The sequence below is a fragment of the Stenotrophomonas mexicanensis genome, from assembly GCF_032911605.1.
In the GTDB taxonomy this organism is placed as follows: domain Bacteria; phylum Pseudomonadota; class Gammaproteobacteria; order Xanthomonadales; family Xanthomonadaceae; genus Stenotrophomonas; species Stenotrophomonas maltophilia_A.
The window spans coordinates 72,573-95,215 of sequence record NZ_JAWJTG010000006.1 but is presented as its reverse complement, the minus strand read 5'-3'; the positions used below and the strand labels follow the sequence as shown (position 1 = coordinate 95,215).

At 66.2% G+C, this 22,643-nt stretch carries 15 protein-coding genes; 11 read left to right on the top strand and 4 right to left on the bottom strand.

Annotated features, from left to right (window positions below; genetic code table 11):
- Nucleotides 1-122: 122 nt before the first annotated feature.
- From R1L06_RS04825 to R1L06_RS04790, 8 genes are all read left to right on the top strand, one after another.
- A complete protein-coding gene (locus R1L06_RS04825) occupies nt 123-1,160 on the top strand; it encodes a LacI family DNA-binding transcriptional regulator (protein ID WP_032129774.1) in 1,038 nt (345 codons plus the stop codon).
- 76 nt (nt 1,161-1,236) lie between these two features.
- The gene (locus tag R1L06_RS04820; RefSeq protein ID WP_317217045.1) at nt 1,237-4,317 is read left to right on the top strand and encodes a TonB-dependent receptor; all 3,081 of its coding nucleotides are present in this window, start codon (nt 1,237-1,239) and stop codon (nt 4,315-4,317) included.
- Between the two features lie 249 nt (nt 4,318-4,566).
- Entirely contained in the window at nt 4,567-6,171 is a 1,605-nt protein-coding gene (locus tag R1L06_RS04815) for a glucoamylase family protein (RefSeq protein ID WP_032129772.1), read from the top strand.
- A 4-nt stretch (nt 6,172-6,175) separates the two neighbouring features.
- Nucleotides 6,176-7,516, top strand: a complete 1,341-nt coding sequence (locus R1L06_RS04810) for a sugar ABC transporter substrate-binding protein (protein ID WP_317217044.1) — start codon at nt 6,176-6,178, stop codon at nt 7,514-7,516.
- Complete coding sequence (locus R1L06_RS04805) at nt 7,513-8,394, top strand: carbohydrate ABC transporter permease (protein ID WP_032129770.1); 882 nt, start codon at nt 7,513-7,515, stop codon at nt 8,392-8,394. The genes R1L06_RS04810 and R1L06_RS04805 overlap by 4 nt, the downstream gene beginning before the upstream one ends.
- Nucleotides 8,391-9,227 (top strand): carbohydrate ABC transporter permease, encoded by an 837-nt coding sequence (locus tag R1L06_RS04800; protein WP_006378064.1) that lies wholly within the window; start codon nt 8,391-8,393, stop codon nt 9,225-9,227. Before R1L06_RS04805 ends, R1L06_RS04800 begins: the two co-directional genes overlap by 4 nt.
- Nucleotides 9,224-12,391 carry a discoidin domain-containing protein gene (locus tag R1L06_RS04795; protein WP_154264027.1) on the top strand — a complete coding sequence of 1,056 codons (3,168 nt, stop codon included), beginning with the start codon at nt 9,224-9,226 and terminating at the stop codon, nt 12,389-12,391. Before R1L06_RS04800 ends, R1L06_RS04795 begins: the two co-directional genes overlap by 4 nt.
- A 2-nt stretch (nt 12,392-12,393) precedes the next feature.
- Complete coding sequence (locus tag R1L06_RS04790; RefSeq protein ID WP_197615984.1) at nt 12,394-13,281, top strand: endonuclease/exonuclease/phosphatase family protein; 888 nt, start codon at nt 12,394-12,396, stop codon at nt 13,279-13,281.
- 285 nt (nt 13,282-13,566) lie between these two features.
- On the opposite strand, the gene rne is transcribed toward R1L06_RS04790, so the two are convergent.
- Complete coding sequence (rne, locus tag R1L06_RS04785; RefSeq protein WP_197631847.1) at nt 13,567-16,812, bottom strand: ribonuclease E; 3,246 nt, start codon at nt 16,810-16,812, stop codon at nt 13,567-13,569.
- A 407-nt stretch (nt 16,813-17,219) separates the two neighbouring features.
- Here rne and R1L06_RS04780 point away from each other — a divergent pair, with 407 nt between their 5' ends.
- Nucleotides 17,220-18,194: an RluA family pseudouridine synthase gene (locus R1L06_RS04780; protein WP_049401092.1), complete on the top strand. Its 975-nt coding sequence runs from the start codon at nt 17,220-17,222 to the stop codon at nt 18,192-18,194.
- Nucleotides 18,195-18,320: 126 nt separating this feature from the next.
- On the opposite strand, the gene zupT is transcribed toward R1L06_RS04780, so the two are convergent.
- The 3 genes from zupT to R1L06_RS04765 form a co-directional block, all read right to left on the bottom strand.
- Nucleotides 18,321-19,130, bottom strand: a complete 810-nt coding sequence (gene zupT, locus R1L06_RS04775; protein WP_006456115.1) for a zinc transporter ZupT — start codon at nt 19,128-19,130, stop codon at nt 18,321-18,323.
- A gap of 98 nt (nt 19,131-19,228) precedes the next feature.
- Nucleotides 19,229-19,645, bottom strand: a complete 417-nt coding sequence (locus R1L06_RS04770; protein WP_032129663.1) for an energy transducer TonB — start codon at nt 19,643-19,645, stop codon at nt 19,229-19,231.
- Nucleotides 19,642-19,992 carry a 4a-hydroxytetrahydrobiopterin dehydratase gene (locus R1L06_RS04765; protein WP_006456031.1) on the bottom strand — a complete coding sequence of 117 codons (351 nt, stop codon included), beginning with the start codon at nt 19,990-19,992 and terminating at the stop codon, nt 19,642-19,644. Before R1L06_RS04765 ends, R1L06_RS04770 begins: the two co-directional genes overlap by 4 nt.
- A gap of 90 nt (nt 19,993-20,082) precedes the next feature.
- Here R1L06_RS04765 and R1L06_RS04760 point away from each other — a divergent pair, with 90 nt between their 5' ends.
- Nucleotides 20,083-20,682 carry an NfuA family Fe-S biogenesis protein gene (locus R1L06_RS04760; protein ID WP_032129662.1) on the top strand — a complete coding sequence of 200 codons (600 nt, stop codon included), beginning with the start codon at nt 20,083-20,085 and terminating at the stop codon, nt 20,680-20,682.
- A 10-nt stretch (nt 20,683-20,692) separates the two neighbouring features.
- On the top strand, nt 20,693-22,465 hold the full coding sequence (locus R1L06_RS04755) for a hypothetical protein (RefSeq protein ID WP_317217043.1): 1,773 nt from the start codon (nt 20,693-20,695) through the stop codon (nt 22,463-22,465).
- Nucleotides 22,466-22,643 lie beyond the last annotated feature (178 nt).

Sequence of the window (22,643 nt, the reverse complement as noted above, 5' to 3'; positions counted from 1 at the left end):
TCCCTGCGGGGGCTCGCTGCAGACAGATTTCCATGTCCATTTCGGGACATTCGCCTAACGGACTGTTTACAAGCCCAGATGGAAACGCTTACATTCCGCGCCAATGCTGGTAGGTCCAAGCCGTGGAGGGCGGCTTCGTGAACAAGGCAGCTATCACAATCAAAGACGTCGCTCGCGAAGCCCGGGTCTCCGTGGCCACGGTTTCCCGCGCGCTCAACGGGCATGAAAATGTCGCCGAACCGGTCCGCCAGCTTGTGCTGGAGGTGGCCGCACGGCTGCGTTACACCCCGCACGCCGCCGCCCGCAGCCTGAGCAGCCGCCGCACCAATACGGTGGGCGTGGTACTGCCTGACCTGTACGGCGAATTCTTCTCCGAACTGATGCGTGGCATCGACAATGTCGCCCGTAGCCGTCGCCAGCACCTGCTGGTGTCCAGCTACCACGGTGACCAGGAGCAGCAGGGCGCGGCCCTGCGCGCCATGCGCGGCCGCGTCGACGGCCTGCTGGTGCTCTCGCCCTATGCCGAGAGCCCCGGTTTCCTGACCGACAACCTGCCGCAGTCGTTGCCGACGGTGTTGATCAACACCTATCTGCCCGGGCAGGACCACCCGGTGCTGAGCATCGACGACCATGCCGGTGCGATGGCGATGACCCGCCATCTGCTTGACGCCGGCCACCGTCGCATCGCTTTCATTTCTGGCCCGGATCTCAACTTCGACGCGCGCGAGCGCCTGCGCGGCTTCCGTGACGCGCTGGCGGCTTTTGGCGGTGGCGCCGAGGGCATCGAGCTGCCCGGTGATTTCGACGAAGCTTCCGGCCATCGCGCCGGTCAGGAGTTGCTGGCAGCCGGAGCGCTGCCTGATGCCGTGTTCGCCGCCAACGACATGATGGCCCTGGGATGCCTGTATGCATTCACGCAGGCCGGTGTCCGTGTTCCGACCGATGTCGCCCTGGCGGGTTTCGATGACATTCCACTGGCGCGTTTCGTCCACCCGTCGCTGACCACCATGCAGGTCAGCATCGCCGAGCTCGGCGACCGGGCCATGACGCGCCTGCTGCAGTTGATGGACGGCACCTCCACGGACGGGACAGGGGACAAGCAGACCCTGGTTCCCCGCTTGATAGTTCGCGATTCCACCACTCCGCCATCGGGCCATTGAAGCCAGAGGCGTTCCTTCTTTTTTGATTGATCGCAGGGACCGCGCGAGCGGTCACCGCCACCCGGAGATTGAGTTGATGATGCACACCACCTTCCGCACGCCGGCGCGCCGGCTGCTGAGCACCGCACTGGTCAGCTGCCTGATGCTGGCTGCTGCTCCGAACGTCATGGCGCAGTCGGCCAATGCCAGCCTGCGCGGCCAGGTTTCCGGCGCCCAGGCCGGCGCCGAAGTGACCGCCACCAACCTGGCCACCGGCACCGTCCGTCGCGGCACCGTCCGTGCCGATGGCAGCTACTCGCTGATGGGCCTGGACCCGGGCACCTATGACGTGGTCGCCAACGGCCAGTCGCAGAAGGTCACCGTCACCGTGGCCTCGACTGCTACCCTGAACTTCGCCGGTGCCGCCAGCAGCACCCCGGGTTCGACCGCGGCCACCAACCTGGACACCGTCAACGTTGTCGCACCGACCCTGCTGCAGGAAGTGCGCACGTCCGAAGTCGGCAAGACCGTCAGCCTGCAGCAGATCCAGACCACGCCGCAGGTCTCGCGCAACTTCCTGGAGTTCGCCGACGCGGTGCCGGGCATGATCTTCACCCGCGATGCCAAGGGCAACACCTCGCTGCGTGGCGGTGCCACCAACTCCGACGGCACCAACGTCTATATCGATGGTGTGGGCCAGAAGAGCTACGTGAAGGGTGGCGGCATCTCCGGCCAGTCCGGCAGCGCGGGCAACCCGTTCCCGCAGCTGGCCATCGGTGAGTACAAGGTCATCACCGGCAACTACAAGGCCGAGTACGGCCAGGTGTCCAGCGCCGCGATCACGGCTGCGACCAAGTCGGGTACCAACGAGTTCAAGGGTGAGACCTTCTACCGTTATACCAACGAAAGCATGCGTGCGATGACCCCGGCCGAACGCCAGCCGGGCAAGAGCAAGGAAGACTCGGCCGAGAAGGAATACGGCTTCGCGCTGGGTGGCCCGATCATCAAGGACAAGGCCCATTTCTTCGTCACCTATGAAGCCAAGCGCTTCGATCTGCCGGTGACCATCGCGCCGGACGGTGCAGTGAGCTCGGCGGCCGCCAATCTGCCCGCCGATGGTCTCGCAGGTCTCGGCCCGGCCAGCCAGCCGTTCCAGCAGGACCTGATCTTCGCCAAGATCGACTTCGAGCCGACCGACAACGATCGTATCGAGCTGACCTTCCAGGATCGCGACGAAACCCAGCAGCAGTTCAGTGACCAGACCGCCAAGGTGCACGGCAAGGTGGTGGACAACACCGACCGCCGTTACGCGCTGCGCTGGAACCACAGCGGTGAGCGTTTCTACAACGAGTTGATGGTCACCCATGAGGAGGCGTTCAACAATCCGCTGCCGCTGACCTACGGCAACGGTATCGTCTACACCGCGCCGGACTTTGGTGACAAGAACCGGAACACCCCGCAGGAAAAGACCCTCGTCCAGATCGGCGCAGCCGATGCGTTCGCCTCTCAGGTGAAGGGCCAGAAGGGCTGGGCGATCGAGGATAACCTGACCCTGGACGGCCTCCAGTGGGCCGGCGACCACACCATCAAGATGGGCGCCAAGTACAAGCAGATCGATCTGTACGCGTCCGATGCCGCGCAGATCAATCCGCAGTTCTTCTACACCATCGACAACCCTGCCTTCTCCTCCGGCACCCCTTACAAGGCGCAGTTCACCAAGGCCAGTACTGGTGTCACCGGCGTGCAGTCCGAGGTGCGCGCCAAGGTCAAGCAGATCGGCTTGTTCATCCAGGACGACTGGCAGGTCAATGACCACCTGCAGCTGAACATCGGCCTGCGCTGGGACTACGAAAAGAACCCGGTCTATACCGATTTCGTGACCCCGCCGGAGGTTGTGAACGCATTGTTCTCGCAGGACAGGCATGCGCCTCCGGGCCAGACCTATGCGCAGACATTGGCGCTCAGTGGTTTGAACGTCAACGACTACATCAGCACCGGTCACAATCGCAAGAATTTCAAGAATGCCTGGCAGCCGCGCCTGGGCTTCTCGTATGACGTCAACGCCGATGAGCAGCACGTGTTCCATGGTGGCGCCGGCCGGTCCTATGATCGCGACCTGTTCGACAACCTGGCACTGGAAACCACCAAGCTGGCATTGCCGCAGCCGACCGTGTTCTTCCGCAACCCGGCCACCGGCAGCTGCATGTACGGACAGACCCCGTGCTTTGACTGGAACCCGAACCTGATGAACGGCATCGAGAACGTGCAGGCACTGCTGGGTTCCACCAGCAATGAAGGCATGGAAGTCGATCTGCTGAACAACAACATGAAGGTGCCGTACTCCGACCAGTTCAGCCTCGGCATGAGCAACCAGATCGGCGAGTGGCTGACCGATGCCACGATTTCACGCACGCTGACCTACGACGGCTTCGCCTACACGCTGGGCAACCGCTTCAACAACGGCAATTTCTTCGACAACCAGCTGCTGTGCGGCGCTGACGAGCCGACCTACGGTCAGCCGTGGGGCTGCAGCATCCCGGGCTTCGGCAGCCTGATCATCGGCCAGCAGGGCATCAAGACCCGCTCCACCCAGATCCTGCTGTCGGCGCAGAAGCCGTACAGCAAGGAAAGCGGCTGGGGCACCTCGATCGCCTACACCTGGACCAATGCCCGCCACAACCGCAACATCAACGAGCACTATTCGTTCGATCGCGGCACCATCGGTGAATACCCGACCATCAAGTCCAACGGCGCGCCGCGCCACCGCCTGGTGGTCACCGGCTCGTATGACGGCTTCTGGGGCATCACCTTCGGTGGCAAGCTGACCCTGGCCACGCCGACCCCGGGCAACGACTGGTCCTGCATCGCCCAGGCCGGCAATTCGAACTGCATGCCGACCCCGGCTGCAGGCACACCGTCGGGCAACGGCCACTTCCTGCTCGGCGGCAAGATCTTCGGCTACCGCTCGCTGGATCTGCAGGCGACCAAGACCTTCAAGCTGGCCGGCGATACCGAGCTGTATGCCCGTATCGACATCATCAACGTGCTCAACTTCGACAACTTCTCCAAGCTGAACTACGTGAAGAGCGACGGCAAGCTGCTGGTCAGCTACAACGAGACCGGCGACATCATCGGTACGCCGCGCCAGGTCAAGGCTGAGGTGGGCTTCCGCTTCTAAGCCCGGATGTAGATGCACGATCCGATGCCGCCGCTCCCCCGGCGGCATCGGCAGGAAGAAAAAAGGCAATGGCCGGCCCCGTGCCGGTCCATTGCCCATGCCGCTGCCGGCCAGGCGGCAGCGGCATGGGCAATGATCGCGGTGTCAAACCACGTTTTTCGTGGTTTTTTCAGAACGCATCTTGTAAACGATTTCAGATCATTGGACGGTATGCTTTCCCATCGATCAGACCACCGGAGAAATCGCGCCATGCAGGCACGCCATCTGTTGTCCGCCGCAGCGTTGAGCCTGGCCGTGGCCGCCTGCCAGCCGGCCCAGCAGGAACCTGCCAAGCCGCGGCCGCCGGTGATCCTGATCGAGGCCGACGCACCGCCGCGGCCGATGAAGCCGGTGCTGCCGCCGCTGTTCGATGACATCGAGCGCCGTACCTTCCAGTTCTTCTGGGATACCACCAACGAGATCAACGGCCTGACCCCGGACCGCTATCCGTCGCGGCCGTTCGCCAGCATCGCCTCGGTTGGCTTCGCGCTGACCGCCTATCCGATCGGCATCGAGAACGGCTGGGTCAGCCGCAACCAGGCGATCGACCGCACCCTGACCACGCTGAAGTTCTTCCGCGACGTGCCGATGGGGCCGCAGCGCACCGGCAAGGCCGGCTACAAGGGCTTCTACTACCACTTCCTGGACATGCAGGAAGGGCGTCGCTACGACAGCTGGGTTGAACTGTCCTCGGTGGATACCGCGCTGTTGATGATGGGCGTGCTGTTCGCGCAGTCGTACTACGACGGTGACGATCCGCGCGAGAAGGAGATCCGCCAGATCGCCGACACGTTGTACAAGAAGGTCGACTGGCCGTGGCTGCAGCAGCGTGCGCCGCTGATCTCGATGGGCTGGTTCCCGGAGAGCGGCTTCATCGACCACGACTGGATGGGCTACAACGAGGCGATGATGGTCTACATCCTCGCCCTGGGGTCGCCGACGCACCCGGTCAGCCCGGATGCGTGGACAGTGTGGACGCGCACCTACGACAACGACTGGGGCGTCTACCAGGGCCAGGAATACCTGTCCTTCGGCCCGCTGTTCGGCCACCAGTACAGCCATGTCTGGATCGACTTCCGCGATATCCAGGACGCGTACATGCGCGAGCGCGGCAGCACCTACTTCCTCAACAGCCGCTCGGCTGCGCTGGCCCAGCGCGAGTACGCCATCGCCAACCCGATGCAGTGGAAGGACTATGGCGAGAACGTATGGGGCCTCACCGCCAGCGACGGCCCGCAGAACACCACCCAGGAGTACCGCGGCGAGCAGCGCCAGTTCCGCCACTACTCCTCGCGCGGCGCCGGCCTGCGCGAGAACTTCGATGACGGCACCATCGCCCCGACCGCCGCGATCGCCTCGGTGGTGTTCGCGCCCGAGCAGGTGATCCCGGCCACGCTGGAAATGCACAAGCGCTACGGCGACTACATCTATTCCAGCTACGGTTTCCTGGATTCGTTCAACCCCAGCTTCAACTACGACATCCCGATCAAGACCGGTCGCCTGGTGCCGGATCGCGGCTGGGTCGCCAGCGATTACATCGCCATCGACCAAGGCCCGATCCTGACCATGATCGCCAACTACCGCGATGACTTCGTCTGGGAAGTGATGAAGAAGAACCCGTACATCCGCAAGGGCCTGGAACGGGCCGGGTTCAGCGGTGGCTGGCTGGCACCGGAAGGTTCGTTCCAGCCGCTGGAACTGCAGAAAGACGAAAAGGCCGCGGCGGCACGCGCGGTGGGTATCGCCGAATCACGCGCGGCTGCCGCGCAGGAACAGAAGAACAATGCCAACCGCAATACAGGCCAGGGCAAGTAACCCGATGCCGAACTGGATCGACCGCCTGCGCCGCTGGGCGCTGCCTGCCCTGGCCGTGTTGGCCGTGGCCGGCTGCGCCCGTACCGAACCGGGCACCACCACCGTGCGCTTCTGGGCGATGGGACGCGAGGCGGAGGTGGTCAGCGAGCTGATCCATGAGTTCGAGGCCGAGAATCCGGGCATCAAGGTGGATGTGCAGAACATCCCATGGACGGCCGCGCACGAGAAGCTGCTGACCGCGTTCGCCGCCGACGGCCTGCCGGACGTATGCCAGCTGGGCAACACCTGGGTGCCGGAGTTCGCCGAACTGGACGCGCTGACGCCGCTGCAGCCGTTCGTGCAGCGTTCGTCCGTGGTCGACCCGAAGGACTATTTCCAGGGCATCTGGGATACCAATGTGATCCACGGCGAACTGGTAGGCGTGCCGTGGTATGTCGATACCCGCCTGATTTACTACCGCAAGGACCTGCTGGCCAAGGTCGGCTACGACCACCCGCCGCGCACCTGGCAGGAGTGGGACGAGCAGATGGCGGCGATCAAGCGCATGCAGGGCCCGAACCGCTATGCGGTGCTGATGCCGATCAACGAGTTCGAGCAGCAGCTTTCGCTGGCACTGCAGCAGCCTGATCCGTTGCTGCGCGACGACGACACCCGCGGCAATTTCGCCAGCCCGGGCTTCCGTCGCACGCTGGCCTTCTACGCCAACATGTTCGAGCAGGGCTGGGCGCCGAAGATGTCCGAGACGCAGATTTCCAACGTCTGGGATGAGTTCTTCCGTGGCTTCAACGTGTTCTACATTTCCGGCCCCTGGAACATCCGCGAGTTCAAGAAGCTGCAGCCGAAGGAACTTGAAGGGCAGTGGGGTACGGCCGCGCTGCCGGGTCCGGACGGCCCGGGCGCCGGTATTGCCGGTGGTACCAGCCTGGTGATCTTCCGCAAATCGCAGCAGAAGGAGGCGTCGTGGAAGCTGATCGAGTTCCTGTCGCGACCCGAAATCCAGGCGCGCTTCCATTCGATCATCGGCGACCTGCCGCCGCGCCGCAGTACCTGGAACGCGCCGTCGCTGGCCAACGATCCGCTGGCCGCTGCGTTCCGTGACCAGCTGGAGCGGGTCAAGCCGACGCCGAAGGTGCTTGAGTGGGAGCGCATCGTGCAGGAAATGCGCATCGTCACCGAGAAGGTGGTGCGTGGTGGCCTGGCGCAGGACAAGGCCGTGGAAGAGCTGGACCAGCGCGTGGACAAGGTGCTGGCCAAGCGTCGCTGGATGCATGAACAACAACGCCTGCAGCAGCGCGTGCCGTCGCCGCAATCGAGCAGTGCCGTGGCCGCCGGGAGCGCGCAATGAAACGTACCTCGCTTGCCGGCTGGGTTTTCGCCGGTCCCTCGCTGATCGTGCTGGGCATGTTCTTCGGCCTGCCGGTCGCCTCGGCGCTGGCGCTGAGCGTGACCGATTTCGACCTGTATGCCTTGGCCGACAGCAGCAACCTGCGCTTCGTCGGCCTCGGCAACTACATCGATCTGCTGCAGACGCCGATGTTCTGGAAGTCGCTGTGGAACACCACCTACTTCGTGTTGATCGGCGTGCCGTTGTCGATCGGCGTGTCGCTGGGCGCAGCGATGCTGCTGAATGCACCTGCCGCGCGTTTCAAGGCGCTGTTCCGCACCGCGCTGTTCGCGCCGGTGGTGACCACACTGGTGGCAGTGGCGGTGATCTGGCGCTACCTGTTCCATACCAGCTACGGTCTGGTGAACTACGGCCTGGGCCACCTGGGCATCAGCCCGATCGACTGGCTGGGTGATCCCAACTGGGCGATGCCGACCATCATGCTGTTCGCAGTGTGGAAGAACTTCGGCTACAACATGGTGATCTTCCTGGCCGGCCTGCAGGCCATCCCGCATGACCTGTACGAGGCCGCCCGCATCGACGGTGCCTCGCGCTGGAAGCAGTTCCTGCACATCACCCTGCCGATGCTCGGCCCGGTGCTGCTGGTGGTCGGCGTGATCACCGTGTCCGGCTACTTCCAGCTGTTCGCCGAACCGTATGTGATGACCCGCGGCGACCCACTGCAGAGCACCGTCAGCGTGCTGTATTTCATGTTCGAGGAAGGCTTCAAGTGGTGGAACCTGGGACGCGCCTCCGCGGTGGCGTTCCTGCTGTTCCTGATCATCCTGGCGGTGACCACCGTGATGCTGCGTTTCGGCCGCAAGAGGCAGTTGGTATGAGTCGTGAAATCGGCCAGTCGCGCTGGTACCCGTGGTTGATCAATGGTGCGTTGCTGGTGCTGGCCCTGGTCAGCCTGGCACCGCTGCTGTGGATGCTCTCGGTTTCGTTCATGCCACAGGGCGAGGCGACCCATTTCCCGCCGCCGCTGCTGCCGTCCAGCATCACCACGCGCAACTACCATGAGTTGTTCGCGCGCACCGGCATGGGCGGCAACTTCGCCAACAGCCTGCTGGTGTCGGTCGGCATCACCCTGGGTTCGCTGCTGCTCAACACCATGGCCGGCTATGCCTTCGCCAAGCTGAACTTCGTCGGCCGCGAGCGCCTGTTCCAGGTGCTGATGGCGGCGCTGGTGATTCCGGCCCAGGTGGCGATGCTGCCGCTGTTCCTGCTGATGAAGCAGCTCGGTCTGGTCAACAGCTTCGGCGGCGTGATCGTGCCGGCGCTGGCCAGCGTGTTCGGCATCTTCCTGGTGCGCCAGTACGCGCGTTCCATTCCGGACGAACTGCTGGAAGCGGCCCGCATCGACGGGGCAGGGGAGCTTCGGATCTTCTTCCAGATCGTGCTGCCGATGCTCAAGCCGGTGCTGGTGACCCTGGCGATCTTCACCTTCATGGGTGCATGGAACGATTTCATGTGGCCGTTGATCGTGTTGACCGACCAGGAGCACTACACTTTGCCGGTGGCGCTGGCCACCCTCTCGCGCGAGCACATCATGGACGTGGAAATGATGATGGCCGGCGCGGTGGTCACCGTGGTTCCGGTGCTGGCGCTGTTCCTGGTGCTGCAGCGGTACTACATCCAAGGTCTGTTGCTAGGGAGCGTCAAAGGATGAAGCGAGCGATCGCCGTTGGACTGGGCCTGTTGTGGACCTCCCTGGCGATCGCCGCACCACCGGCGCTGCCGGCACCGAAGGTGCTGGACGACTTCGACGACATCGCAGCCTGGAAGCTGGTGCTGTCCGACCAGGTCAGCGGTTCGCTGCGGCCGGTCAGCGGCGCCGGTGGTGGCCGCGCGCTGTGCCTGGACTATGACTTCCACGATGTCTCCGGTTACGTCGGCATCCGCCGCGCGCTGAACATCGACTACCCGGTCAATTACCGTTTCGGTTTCCAGCTGCGCGGTGATTCACCGGGCAACGACCTGCAGTTCAAGCTGATCGATGCCAGCGGCGACAACGTCTGGTGGGTCAATCGTCCCGGCTACAGTTTCCCCAAGGCGTGGACGCCGGTCGAGTATCGCCGTCGCCAGATCGACAAGGCGTGGGGGCCGTCTCCCGAGAAGGAGATGGCACGCAGCGCTGCGGTCGAGTTCACGATCTACAGCAAGGTCGGCGGCCGCGGCACGGTGTGCTTCGACAAGCTGACCCTGCAGGGCCTGCCAGCCCAGGATGACTCGGCGCTGGTGCCGTCGGTGATCGCCGATACCGCCACCGCGCTGCAGGACCGCATGATCGACGGCAAGAGCGATACGTTCTGGATCAGCGGTGGCGTCAAGCAGCAGACCATCAGCCTGGACCTGCACAAGAGCCGCGAGATCGGTGGTGCGGTGATCGACTGGCTGCCGAACCTGGAAGCCCGCCGCTACACCGTGCGCACCTCCGAGGATGGCCGCGACTGGCGCACCGTGCGCGAAGTCACCAGTGGTGCCGGTGGCCGCGACTGGCTTGCGCTGCCGGACACCGATGCGCGCTACGTGCGCTTCGATCTGCAGGACGGCCCGAACTGGCGCTACGGCATCCGCGACATCGCGCTCAAGCCGCTGGCCTTTGCCTCCACCCCGAACGCATTCCTGTCCTCGGTCGCTGCCGACCTGCCACGGGGCTCGCTGCCTCGTGCCTATGTGGGCGAGCAGCCGTACTGGACCCTGCTCGGCCTTGATGGTGGCCAGGAACAGGCATTGATCAGCGAGGATGGCGCACTGGAGCCGGCCAAAGGCAGCTTCAGCATCGAGCCGTTCATCCGCCTCGATGGCAAGCTGCTGGACTGGTCGAAGGTGGCCATCACCCAGTCGCTGCAGGATCACTACCTGCCGATCGCCAACGTCGACTGGGTGCATGAGAAGGTCGGCCTGGCAGTGACCAGCTTCGTGCAGGGTACGCCGGAGCGCGCGCAGCTGATCGGCCGCTACCGGCTGAGCAATCCGGACAAGGTCGCGCACGAGTACACCCTGGCGCTGGCGATCCGCCCGTGGCAGGTCAACCCGCCCACCCAGTTCCTCAACACCGTCGGTGGTTTCAGCCGCATCGATGCACTGGACGTGGGTGAGCAGCTGGTGCGGGTAAACGGTGAGCCGCGCATCTACCCGCTGCAGGTGCCGGACGCGCGCTTTGCCAGTACGTTCGACGGCAAGCTTGATGCGATGCATCTGGAAAGCGGCACGTACCCGGCGACCACAGCGGTGAAGGACAGCACCGGCATGGCGTCGGGTGCGCTGATGTACACGATCAAGCTGGAGCCCGGCCAGAGCCGTGAAGTGGCGGTGGTGCTGCCACAGACCGGTGGCTGGGCACCGCAGGCGCTGGACGTGGCCAAGGCGCAGGCGCAGGTGGCCGAGCAGTGGCGCAAGAAGCTGGGCGTGGTCTCGCTGCAGGTGCCGGCTGCGGGCCAGGCGCTGGTGGATACCCTGCGCACCGCGGTCGCGCACATGCTGATCTCGCGCGTCGGCCCACGCCTGCAGCCGGGCACGCGTTCGTATGCGCGCAGCTGGATCCGCGATGGCGCGATGATTTCCGAGGGCCTGCTGCGCATGGGCCGCAGTGATGCGGTGCGCGACTACATCAACTGGTATGCGCCGTATCAGTTCGAGAACGGCAAGGTGCCGTGCTGCGTCGATGCCCGCGGCAGCGACCCGGTGCCGGAGAACGACAGCCATGGCGAGTTGATCTACAGCATCGCCGAGTACGGGCGCTACACCGGCGACAGCACTTTCACCGAGCTGATGTGGCCGCATGTGCAGGGCGCCTACGGCTACATGGAGCAGCTGCGCGCCAGCGAGCGCACCGAGGAGAACCGCGCACGCAACCCGGCCTTCTACGGCATGATGCCGGCCTCGATCAGCCACGAAGGCTATTCGGCCAAGCCGATGCACTCGTACTGGGACAACTTCTGGGCACTGCGCGGCTACAAGGACGCGGCCCTGTTGGCGACCCAGCTGGGCAAGGTCGAAGCGATGCAGATCGCCGAGTCGCGCGACCAGTTCCGGGATGATCTGCAGGCCTCGCTGCTGTCTGCGATGCAGCAGCACAACATCGACTACCTGCCGGGCTCGGCCGAGCTGGGTGACTTCGACGCGACCTCGACCACCATCGCACTGGCCCCGGGCGGCGAACAGGGCAGGTTGCCGCAGCAGGCGCTGGAGGCGACCTTCGAACGCTACTGGAACGAGTTCGTTGCCCGTCGCGATGGCAAGCGCGAGTGGAAGGACTACACCCCGTACGAGTGGCGCAACGTGGCCGCGTTCGTGCGCCTGGGCTGGCGCGATCGCGCTTGGCAGGCCACCGAGTTCTTCTTCAAGGACCGCGCACCGCAGGCCTGGAACCAGTGGGCCGAAGTGGTTTCGCGCACGCCGCGCAGGCCGTTCTTCGTCGGTGACCTGCCGCATGCCTGGGTGGCCTCGGACTTCGTGCGCTCGGCCTTGGACATGTTCGCCTACAACCGCGACATGGACGAGTCACTGGTGCTGGCCGCCGGCGTACCGACCGCGTGGCTGCAGGGCGAGGGCATCGCCGTGCAAGGCCTGCGTACGCCGCAGGGCCAGCTCAACTACCGCCTGCAGCGCAGCGACAAGCAGCTGGTGCTGGAGGTGCAGCCGGGCCTGGTGCCACCGGTGGGAGGCGTGGTGTTGCCGTGGCCATACGCCGGTGATCCGGGCGAGGCGAGTATCAACGGCGAAGCAGCCGAGTGGGTCAACAAGGAACTGCACGTGCACCAGCTGCCGGCGCGGGTTGAGATCGACGTACCGAGCGCAGTGCGCCGAGCCGAACGCAAGGGGCAGTAACGATGAAGCAACAGGGGGCAGGGGTGCGCACGTCGGTGCGTGCCCTGGGGCTGGCAATTGCATTGGCAGTGCCGGGCGTGATGATGGCGGCCGAGCCGGCTGCCGCGAACGCGGCGCCCGACGTTGCCAGCGCAGCGGGCATGAGCATGGTCACCTTCAACCTGCATCATGATCGCGAGGACTGGCCGAGCCGCCGGCGCAGCATCGTTGCCGAACTCAAGCGCCTGCAGCCCGATGCGATTGCCCTGCAGGAGGTGATCCAGCGCCGTACCCTGCGCAACCAGGCGCAGTGGCTGGCCAGCCAGCTCGGCTACACGTATCTGTTCGTCTCCACCGATCCGGTCGGGGCACCGAAGCGCTATGGCAATGCGCTGCTGACCCGGCGCCCGGTGCTGGCCCGGAACGATCACCTGCTGTTGCCGCTGGACGACTACCGCACCGTGGCTCACCTGCGCATCGACGTCGACGGTACGCCGGTGAACGTCTACGCCACGCATCTGAACGAGCGCAGCGATGAGAGTGGGCAGCGCACCCGTCGCACCCAGGTCGAGGACCTGCTGCGCTTCATCACCACGACGTCGGCCGGTGCGCCGGTGGTGATCGCGGGCGACTTCAATGCGCTGGTGGATGCCGGCGACCTGAGCGAGCTGCGCAGCCACTACGGCGACAGCTACGGCAGCGTGCACGTCAATACCGACCTGTCCGGGGTCAGTACGCTCAACCGCCACTATTACCAGGCGCCGTCGCGGATCGACCACATCTTCTTCCAGCAGGACGAGATGGTCGCGCGCGAGGCGAAGCTGCTGTTCGACCAGCCCGATGACAGCGGACGCTGGGCCTCGGACCACTACGGCGTGTGGACCCGGTTGCAGTTCGCACCGAAGCCCTGACGGAGCAGGCTCCGGCAGGTGCCAACCTTGGTTGGCACGAACGTGTCCGCGTGCACTGAATCAACGGCGCCAACCAAGGTTGGCCTCTACCAAAGCAGTGACCGTGCGCGGGGTGTGCCCTGGTGGGTGCCAACCTTGGTTGGCACGGACGTGTCCGCGTTCGCTCAATCAACGGCGCCAACCAAGGTTGGCTTCTACCAAAGCGAAGCCAGCGCCAAACGCACACACAAAAACGGCGGGGATCATTGATCCCCGCCGTTTGGTTTTCACGCGATCAAGGAGCGATCAGTTCGCCGGCGGCGTGCGCTTGGCGGCCTCTTCGTCTTCTTCATCGGTCTTGGCTTCTGCGGCCTGGGCCGCAGCGTCGGCATGGCCATCGGCGACCGGGTCGATCGACGGCGTCACCACCGCTTCGGCGACCGGGGCAGCGGCCTCGATCGGCGCGGCTTCCACCGCCACCGGAGCGACCGGCTGTTCGGCGGCCACGACGGGCTCGACGACCGGCGTGGCTTCAATCACCGGCGCGGCCTCAACGGTCACCGGCTTGGCTTCAACTGCCGCAGCGGCTTCAACGATCTCTGGCTTGGCTTCAGCGACCGGCGCAGCCTCGACCGCCGCCGGCTTCGCTTCGATCACCGGAGCGGCTTCAACCACCGGGGCGGCTTCAACTGCGACCGGCTTTGCTTCGGTCACCGGCGCGGCAGCGGCTACCGGCTGGGCCGGGGTCGCGGCGTCGATGGCATCGAGCATGCTGGTCTGCACCGGCGAGGACACCGCTTCAGCCTTCGCAGCAGCTTCGACCGGGGCCTGCACTTCAGCCACGACCGGGGCGGCGGCTTCGACCACAGCGCTGCTCACCACGGCAACCGGTGCGGCGGCAACAGCGGCGGCAGCACGGACCGGCTTTGCGGCGTCGGCAGCGGCCGGTTCGGCTTCGTCATCGAAGTCGAACTCCGGCTGCGAACGGGCCGGCTGCGCAGCAGCGACCGGCGCAGTGCCGGCAGTGCTGTCGACGCTCGGCTCGGCGCCGTCGGCGTCATCACCGTCGTCACCATCATCCTGGTCATCGCCCAGGGCGTCGCTGCCGGCGGCATTCTCGGCGCCACCGCGACGACGGCGACGGCCACCGCGACGGCCGCGACGACGGCGGGTCGCGCCTTCGCCGGTCTGCTCGCCATTGGCGTCGGTTGCAGCCTCTTCACCGGCAACCGCAACCACCTCGGCCTCGCTGGCGGTGTTGGCAGTCGTGTCGACCGGTGCTGCGGCTTCCGCCGGAGCGGCGGCCACCGGAGCAACCGGCGCGGTTGCTTCCTGCGCGGTCACCGCATTGGCGACGACCGCCGTGGCGGCCACGGCTGCAGCCGCGGTCACGGCTTCGGCCGGTGCTTCGGTGGCGTTGCGCTGCGGCTTCTCGGCCGGCTTGTCACCGTCCTGCTGCGGGCGCGGCTGCTTCGGCTGCTTCAGCTTCGGCTGCTGCGGGTTCTGGCCCTGCTGCTCGTTGCGCGGCTTGTTCTGCTGCTGCGGCTGCTGCTGGCCATCCTTCTGCTGCGGCTCCTTCTGCTTGCCCTGCTGCGGCTGCTGCTGGGCATTGCCGTTGTTACCGTTGCGGCCGTCCTTGCTGCGCTGCTCACCGCGCTCCTTGCGGTTGCCGCCGTCCTTCTGCTGCTGCGCGTTGCCGTTGCCGCCGTTGCCACGGTTGTCGTCGCGACGGTCCTTGCGGTCCTTGTTGCGATCCTTGTTGCGGTCCTTGCGGCCGCCGTCCTGCTGCTGGCGGGCGACCGGAGCCGCCGGTGCCGGTGCCGGCGCCGGTTCGCCACCGAACACGCGCTTGAGCCAACCGATCACGCCGCCGCTCGGGGCCGCTGCAACCGGCGCTGCCACGACCGGGGCCGGTGCCGCTGCGGCCGGCTCCACTTCCTCGCGCACCGGAGCGGGGGAGGTGTGCTTGACCTGGGTCACCGCCGGCGGCGGGATGTTCAGCTGACCCTTGGTCAGCGCGTGCACCGGCAGCTTGCGCGGGGTGCCGCGCTGGTAGCTGGGCTTGTTGCTCTCTTCACCCAGCTCGTTCTCACGCAGGCGGGTGACGGTGTAGTGCGGGGTGTGCAGCTGCTCGTCGGCGACGATCACGATCGGCGCCTCGTGGCGCTGCTCGATCTCACGCAGGGCGCTGCGCTTTTCGTTCAACAGGTAGTTGGCGATCTCCACCGGGGCCTGCACCAGCACCTGCCCGGTGTTCTCCTTCATCGCATGCTCTTCGGCGACGCGGATGATCGACAGCGACAGCGACTCAACGCTGCGCATGCGGCCGTGGCCGTCGCAACGCGGGCAGACGATCTGGCTGGACTCGCCCAGGCTCGGGCGCAGGCGCTGGCGGCTCATTTCCAACAGGCCGAAGCGCGAGATGCGGCCGACCTGCACGCGCGCACGGTCGTACTTCAGCGCGTTGGCGAGGCGGTTCTCGACTTCGCGCTGGTGCTTGTTGGAGGCCATGTCGATGAAGTCGATCACCACCAGGCCGCCCAGGTCACGCAGGCGCAGCTGGCGGGCCACTTCCTCGGCCGCTTCCAGGTTGGTCTGGAAGGCGGTGTCCTCGATGTCGCTGCCCTTGGTGGCGCGCGAGGAGTTCACGTCGACGGCGGTCAGCGCTTCGGTCTGGTCGACCACGATCGAGCCGCCTGACGGCAGGCGCACGTTGCGCTCGTAGGCGCCTTCGATCTGCGATTCGATCTGGAAGCGGTTGAACAGCGGGATGTCGTCCTTGTAATGCTTGAGCTTGCGCAGGGTCTGCGGCATCACCTGCTGCATGAACTCGCGGGCGTGCTCGTACATCTCCTCGGTGTCCACCAGGATCTCGCCGATGTCGGCGCGCAGGTAGTCACGCAGGGCGCGCACGATCAGGCGCGATTCCTGGTAGATCAGGAACGGGGCCGGCTTGCTCAATGCGGCTTCGGCGATGGCGCGCCAGACGTTGAGCAGGTAATCCAGATCCCACTGCAGCTCTTCCGCATCGCGGCCGACGCCGGCGGTACGGATGATCACGCCCATGTCGTCGGGGATGTTCAGCTTGTCCAGGGCGTCCTTCAGGGCGGCCCGGTCTTCGCCCTCGATGCGACGGGAGACACCGCCGGCGCTGGGCGAGTTCGGCATCAGCACCATGTAGCGGCCGGCCAGCGAGATGAACGTGGTCAGGGCGGCGCCCTTGTTGCCACGCTCTTCCTTGTCGACCTGGACAACGATCTCCTGGCCTTCCTTCAGCAGTTCGCGGATGCCGGCCTTGTTGTGGTCGACACCGGCCTGGAAGTAATCGCGGGAGATTTCCTTAAGCGGCAGGAAGCCATGGCGGCCGCCACCGTATTCAACGAAGGCCGCTTCCAGCGAGGGCTCGATGCGGAAGATCCGGCCCTTGTAGATGTTGGACTTCTTCTGTTCCTTCGACGGCTGCTCGATGTCGATGTCATACAACGACTGGCCATCCACGATGGCAACACGCAGCTCTTCAGCCTGCGTGGCGTTGATCAGCATTCGCTTCATTGTTGCGTTCCTCGCAAGCGGCTACCGCGCGGAACGCCATGGGGTTTCGCCTCTGGACACGGTTCGCCGCCCATTCGCGCAAGCGCGGGGAGGGCGGCTTGGGTTTCCAGCGCTACGACACCACGGCAGGCCGCGGGAGCGCTTCACTCTTATGGGTTTTGGGGTGTTACAGGCCGCAGGCAGCTGTCAGCCAGGCTGGAGCGCCACGCGGGACATGTTCAGCACGGTTGCGTGTCAGGCATCCGGCGATGGCCGGGAAGGCCGGTGAGCCGCTAACATGGCCGCCCCGCGGGCGGTGGTCGCGCACTGTGCCGGATTCGTCGGAAGCTGGGCTTCTGGCCCTGAGTAACTTCCAACGAAATCAATCCCTTATCTCGCCCCCCGAGTGTAACAGAATAAACAGCCTGATGACTGCCCAAGACCCCACCAAACCCGCTGGCGACAAGCCTTCCGTGCGCATGATCACCGTTCCCGCCGACCGTGCCGGCCAGCGCCTGGACAACTTCCTGCTCGGCCAGCTGAAGGGTGCCCCGCGCAGCCTGGTCTACAAGCTGGTGCGCAGCGGCCAGGTACGGGTGAATGGTGGCCGCGCCAAGGCCGAACGCAAGCTCGAGGCGGGTGATGAGGTGCGTGTGCCGCCGGTCCGTCTCACCGAAGAGGGAGACAAGGCCGGTCCGCCGGAGGCGTTCATGCGCCGCCTGGAGCAGGCCATCGTCTTCGAGGATGCCCGCCTGCTGGCCCTGAACAAGCCGACCGGCGTGGCCAGCCACGGCGGCAGCGGCATCAGTTTCGGTGCCATCGAGACCCTGCGCGCCCTGCGCCCAGGCCAGACCCTGGAGCTGGTCCACCGGTTGGATCGCGACACCTCGGGCCTGCTGATCGTGGCCAAGAAGCGCTCGGCGCTGAGCGAACTGCAGGCGCTGCTGCGTGAAGATCACGGCGCCGGCATCCGCAAGCGCTACCTGACCCTGCTGGCCGGGCGCATGCCCGACGGCGTGATGACGGTCGATGCGCCGCTGCACGTGGGCCTGCGCCAGGGCGGCGAGCGCCATGTGCAGGTCAATGCGATCGGCAAGGAATCGATCAGCCACTTCCGTGTGCTGGAGCGTCGCGGTGGTCATTCCTACTGCGAAGTCCGCATCGAGACCGGCCGTACCCACCAGATCCGCGTGCATGCCCAGCATCTGGGGCATCCGGTGGCCGGTGACGACAAATACGGCGATCCTGCGGTCAACAAGCGGCTTCGTGAGCAGATCGGGCTGAAGCGTCTGTTCCTGCACGCGGCCTCGCTGGAGTTCGCGCTGGACGACGGCAAGAGCCCGTACGTGCTGAACGCACCGCTGGCCGATGAGCTGGTCGAGGCGCTGGACCGGTTGCGCTGAAGCTGGCGCCGGGCCGTGCCCGGCGCTCCCGTTGTAGAGTCGAGCCATGCTCGACTGGCTTTTCGCGCGCCCCGGCCGAAGAGCAGTCGAGCATGGCTCGACTCTACGGGGCGGGTCGCAAACCCCTCACCACTTGAACAGCACCAGGCTGATCGCCAGCGTGCCCATGCCTGCCACCAGCCCGTACACCGTTTCGTGGCCCTTGGCATAGCGCTTGGCCGCCGGCAGCAGTTCATCCAGCGCCAGGAACACCATCACGCCGGCGATCAGCCCGAACACCCAGCCGAAGGTGGCGTGCGACAGTGATCCGGACAGCAGCCAATAGCCCAGCGCCGCGCCTACCGGTTCGGCCAGGCCCGACAGCAGGCTGGCGCTGAACGCGTAGAACTTGTTCTGGGTGGCGAAGTACACCGGCACCGCAATCGCAATGCCCTCGGGGATGTTGTGGATGGCGATGGCGAAGGCCAGCGGCATGCCGACCGACGGACTCTCCAGCGTGGCAAAGAAGGTTGCCAACCCTTCCGGGAAGTTGTGCGCGGTGATCGCGATCGAGGTCAGCAGGGCAACCCGCTTCAGGTACTCGCGGCTGTTCTCGCGGAACGCCGGGTCCTGCTTGTCCAGGCTGTCATGCGGGTTGGGGATGAAGTGGTCGATCAGCACGATCACGATCACGCCCAGCAGGAAGGCCAGAGTGCCGTAGGTGAAGCCGGTGCGCTCGCCATAGGCCAGTGCGAACGAGGCAATGGACTTGTTGAGGATCTCCGACAGCGACACATAGACCATCGCACCGCCGGCGAAGGCCAGGCCGAAGGCCAGCAGGCGCGGGTTGGGGCGGCGCGAGAACAGCACCAGCAGGCTACCGATGGCGGTGGCCAGGCCGGCCGCGAGGGTGACCGCCAGTGCGATCCAGACATTTTCGGGGGGAATCTGCAGCATGTACCGACGCGGTCCTGGTCAACAGACAACCGCCCCGGATGAACCCGGGGCGGGGAGGGCGAGGCGGGCGTCGGCTGGCCTCGTCGGGGCGCGCGCGATCAGCCGCCGCGGCGCAGGCGTTCTTCGATGGCGAAGCACTGGTCCGGCTTCGGCTGCGGCGGGTTGAAGCTCACCGGCACCTGGATCGTGGCCGGCACGGGCTGGCCGTTGCGGGTGGCGGCATTGAACTGCCAGCCCTGTACGGCGGTCCTGGCCAGCTCGTCCAGCTGGGGGTTGCCGGCGCCGGTCAGCAGAGCCACTTCGCTCGGCTTGCCGTCGGTGCCGATGGTCACCTTGAAGGTGCTGGTGCCGCCCACACCCATGCAGGCCAGCTCAAGCGGGTACTGCGGCGGCGGTGTCTTCACCGCAGCCACTTCGGTGGGCGGCGGCGGTGGCGGTGCCGCTGGTTCGGACGCGCCACAGCCGGCCAGGCCGGTCGCAGCGATCAGGGACAGGCTCAGCAAACGTACGTTCATGGCAGTTGCTCCGTCAGGGCCGAAGTCTTCGCCGCACAGATGAAGTCGTTCTCGCTCAGGCCGCCCACATCGTGGGTGGAGAAGCGCACGACCGCGCGATCGTAGTGCACGCCCAGGTCCGGATGGTGGTCCTCGCGATGGGCGATCCAGGCCAGCGCGTTCACGAAGGCCATGGTGGCGTAGTAATCCTTGAAGCGGAAGGTGCGCGACAGGGCCTGGCCGCCCTCGCTCAGCTCCCAGCCGGGAATCTGCGGCAGCAGTTCGGCCAGGCGGGCTTCGCCAAGCTTGTGATCGCTGCCTTTGCGCGGCACGCAACGGGCCTGGGCCAGTGGAATCAGGTCGGCCATGGGAATCTCCACCTCGTGTTGACTGAACAATGCGCCGGACGGTGTATAAACCGAATGAGCGGTTGACGCTTACTTGGCTAGAATAGCCTGATGATCCAGATCTCCGACACTGCCCAGACCCATTTCCGCAAGCTGATCGAACGCGAGGGCGTGCCCGGCATGGGCGTGCGCTTGAGTGCGGTCGAGCCCGGCACCCCGCGCGCCGATGCCCGGCTGGAGTTCGCCGAACCGACCGACCTGCTCGGTGACGAGTGGGCGGTGGACTGCGATGGCTTCACCCTCTACGTCGATGCGAGCAGCGTCGGCTGGCTCGATGGCGCCGAGATCGACATCGTCGCCGGCACCGCCGGTACCCAGCAGTTGACCATCAAGGCGCCGCGCATCAAGGGCGAGGCCCCCGGCGATGCCGCTTCGCTGGTCGAGCGCGTGCACTGGGTGGTGGAAAACGAAGTCAATCCGCAGCTGGCCTCGCATGGCGGCAAGGTGGCCGTGCAGGAAGTCTCGTCCGACGGCGTGGTGCTGCTTCGCTTCGGTGGTGGCTGCCAGGGCTGTGGCATGGCCGACGTGACGCTCAAGCAGGGCATCGAGAAGACCCTGATGGGCCGCGTGCCGGGCGTGACCGCCGTGCGCGACGCGACCGACCATGACAGCGGCCACGCGCCGTATATCCCGCGCGGCAACGTCGCCTGACCGCTGACGCGTGCCTCTGACCCGGGCCGAGCAACTCATCGAACTGCTGCTGGCCCGCCAGCAGCCACGCGCCGTCCTCGAGAAGTCCACGCGCCTGCCCTATGGCTGGGCGCTGTGGCTGCGCTCGCTGGGCCCGCTGCCGCGGCCGTTCCACGCCCGCGAAGTGATTGCGGTATTGCTGCCGCGCCCGCTGCCTGGGCCGCCGGGCCAATCACCCCGGCTGTCGCCGTGGCAGGCGCTGCGCCGGTTGTTCTGGCAGGACTGGGACGCTGCGCCGCGCGATCAGCGCTGGATGCGCTGGACCTCGGCGTTGACCAGCGCGCTGCTGCACCTGCTGTTCTTCATGCTGCTGCTGTGGGTTGCGGTGATCCGCACCACGGCACCGGAAGCAGAGGGCGCCGAAGGCGAGCGTGTGCAGGTGGAATTCGTCGGCCGCGCCTCCCAGGAGGGCGGAGGCGATCAGCCGGGTGCCGAGGCGGCTGCGGCTGCACCGGCCGGCCAGGTTGCCGCCGGCCAGGCAGCAGGGGCCGCGACTGCACCTGAGCCGCGTCCTGCGGCCGCGCCGGCGCCTGCGCCTGCACCTGCACCGGCTCCAGCACCGACAGCCAGCGCGCCGTCGCCGCCGGCCGAAGCCGAGCCGGCCCCGCTTGCGGCCCCGCCACCGTCGCCGGTGCAGGCCACCGAAGTGGCGCAGGCCAGCACGGATTTCGTGGTGCCGCCGGTCAGCGTGCCGCGCACCGAGGTCAGCATCGTGCCGCGTGACACCACACCCACGGTGCGCGAGCGCAGCGTGCAGCCGGTGCAGGCGCCGCCAACCCCAACCGCGATGCGTGCGCCGCAGATCGCGGTGCGGACGCCGCAGCTGCGTGACATCCCGGTGCAGGAGCGCGAAGTCAGTACGGTCGATGCACCGGCGGTGTCGCAGCCGCTGCGCACGGCCGATGTGCAGGTGCGCGTGCCGCAGCACGACGTGCAGGTGCGCGAGCGTGAGGTGCAGGCGGTGGTCGATCCGCAGGTGCGGATGGCGACCGTCGCCGGTCGTGAACCGGCGGTGCGTGCGCCGGCGGGTCGTGACGTACAGGTGCGCGAGCGCGAAGTAGCCTCGGCACCGGCGGCAGCCCCTTCGTCTTCCAGTGGCAATGCACCCGCGGCAACGCCCGCGCCGGCAGCCAATGGCAGCGCGACGCAGGCCAGCAGCAACACTGCGCGGCCTGCTGCATCCAGCACGACCCCGGCCCAGGCCGGAGCGCGCCCGGCCCCCAATCCGGGCAACTGGGCCACGCCCGCCAAGGGCGATGACTGGGGTGCATCGAGCCGCAACCAGGACGGCGCCGACAAGGGCGCCCGCCAGGCCAGTACCAGCGGCAAGGGCAGTGGCCTGTTCAATGCCGATGGCAGCGTCCGCGTGCCGGGCCAGGAAGGCGAGGGTCGTGCCGAGCGCGGTGCGCCAGGTGGCGCCAACGACGGCTGGAGCAAGGAACGCATCGCGCAATCGGGCACCTGGCTGAAGCGACCGCCGTACGACTACACGCCCACTTCGTTCGACAAGTACTGGGTGCCGCAGGAATCGCTGCTGGCCGAATGGGTGCGCAAGGGCGTCAAGGCTATGGAGATTCCGTTGCCAGGTACCAGTACGAAGATCTCCTGCGTGATCTCGATTCTGCAGGCCGGCGGTGGCTGCGGACTGACCAATCCGAACATGCAGGACCAGCCAGCGGTGGCACGACCGCCGCCGGACATCCCGTTCAAGAAAGAGCTGCAGGAAGACAACGGGAGCCGCTAACGGCTCCCGTTGTCCACGCATGTTTCCTTATCCCCGCGCCGTTGGCGCGCCCCCTTGAACAACAAGGGGGCTTTTCGATGGACCCATCGCGGGATGTGACGGCCATGCTGGCGCGCTTTGGTAGGTGCCAACCTTGGTTGGCACAGAAGCGCCGACCAAGGTCGGCATCTACCGGAGC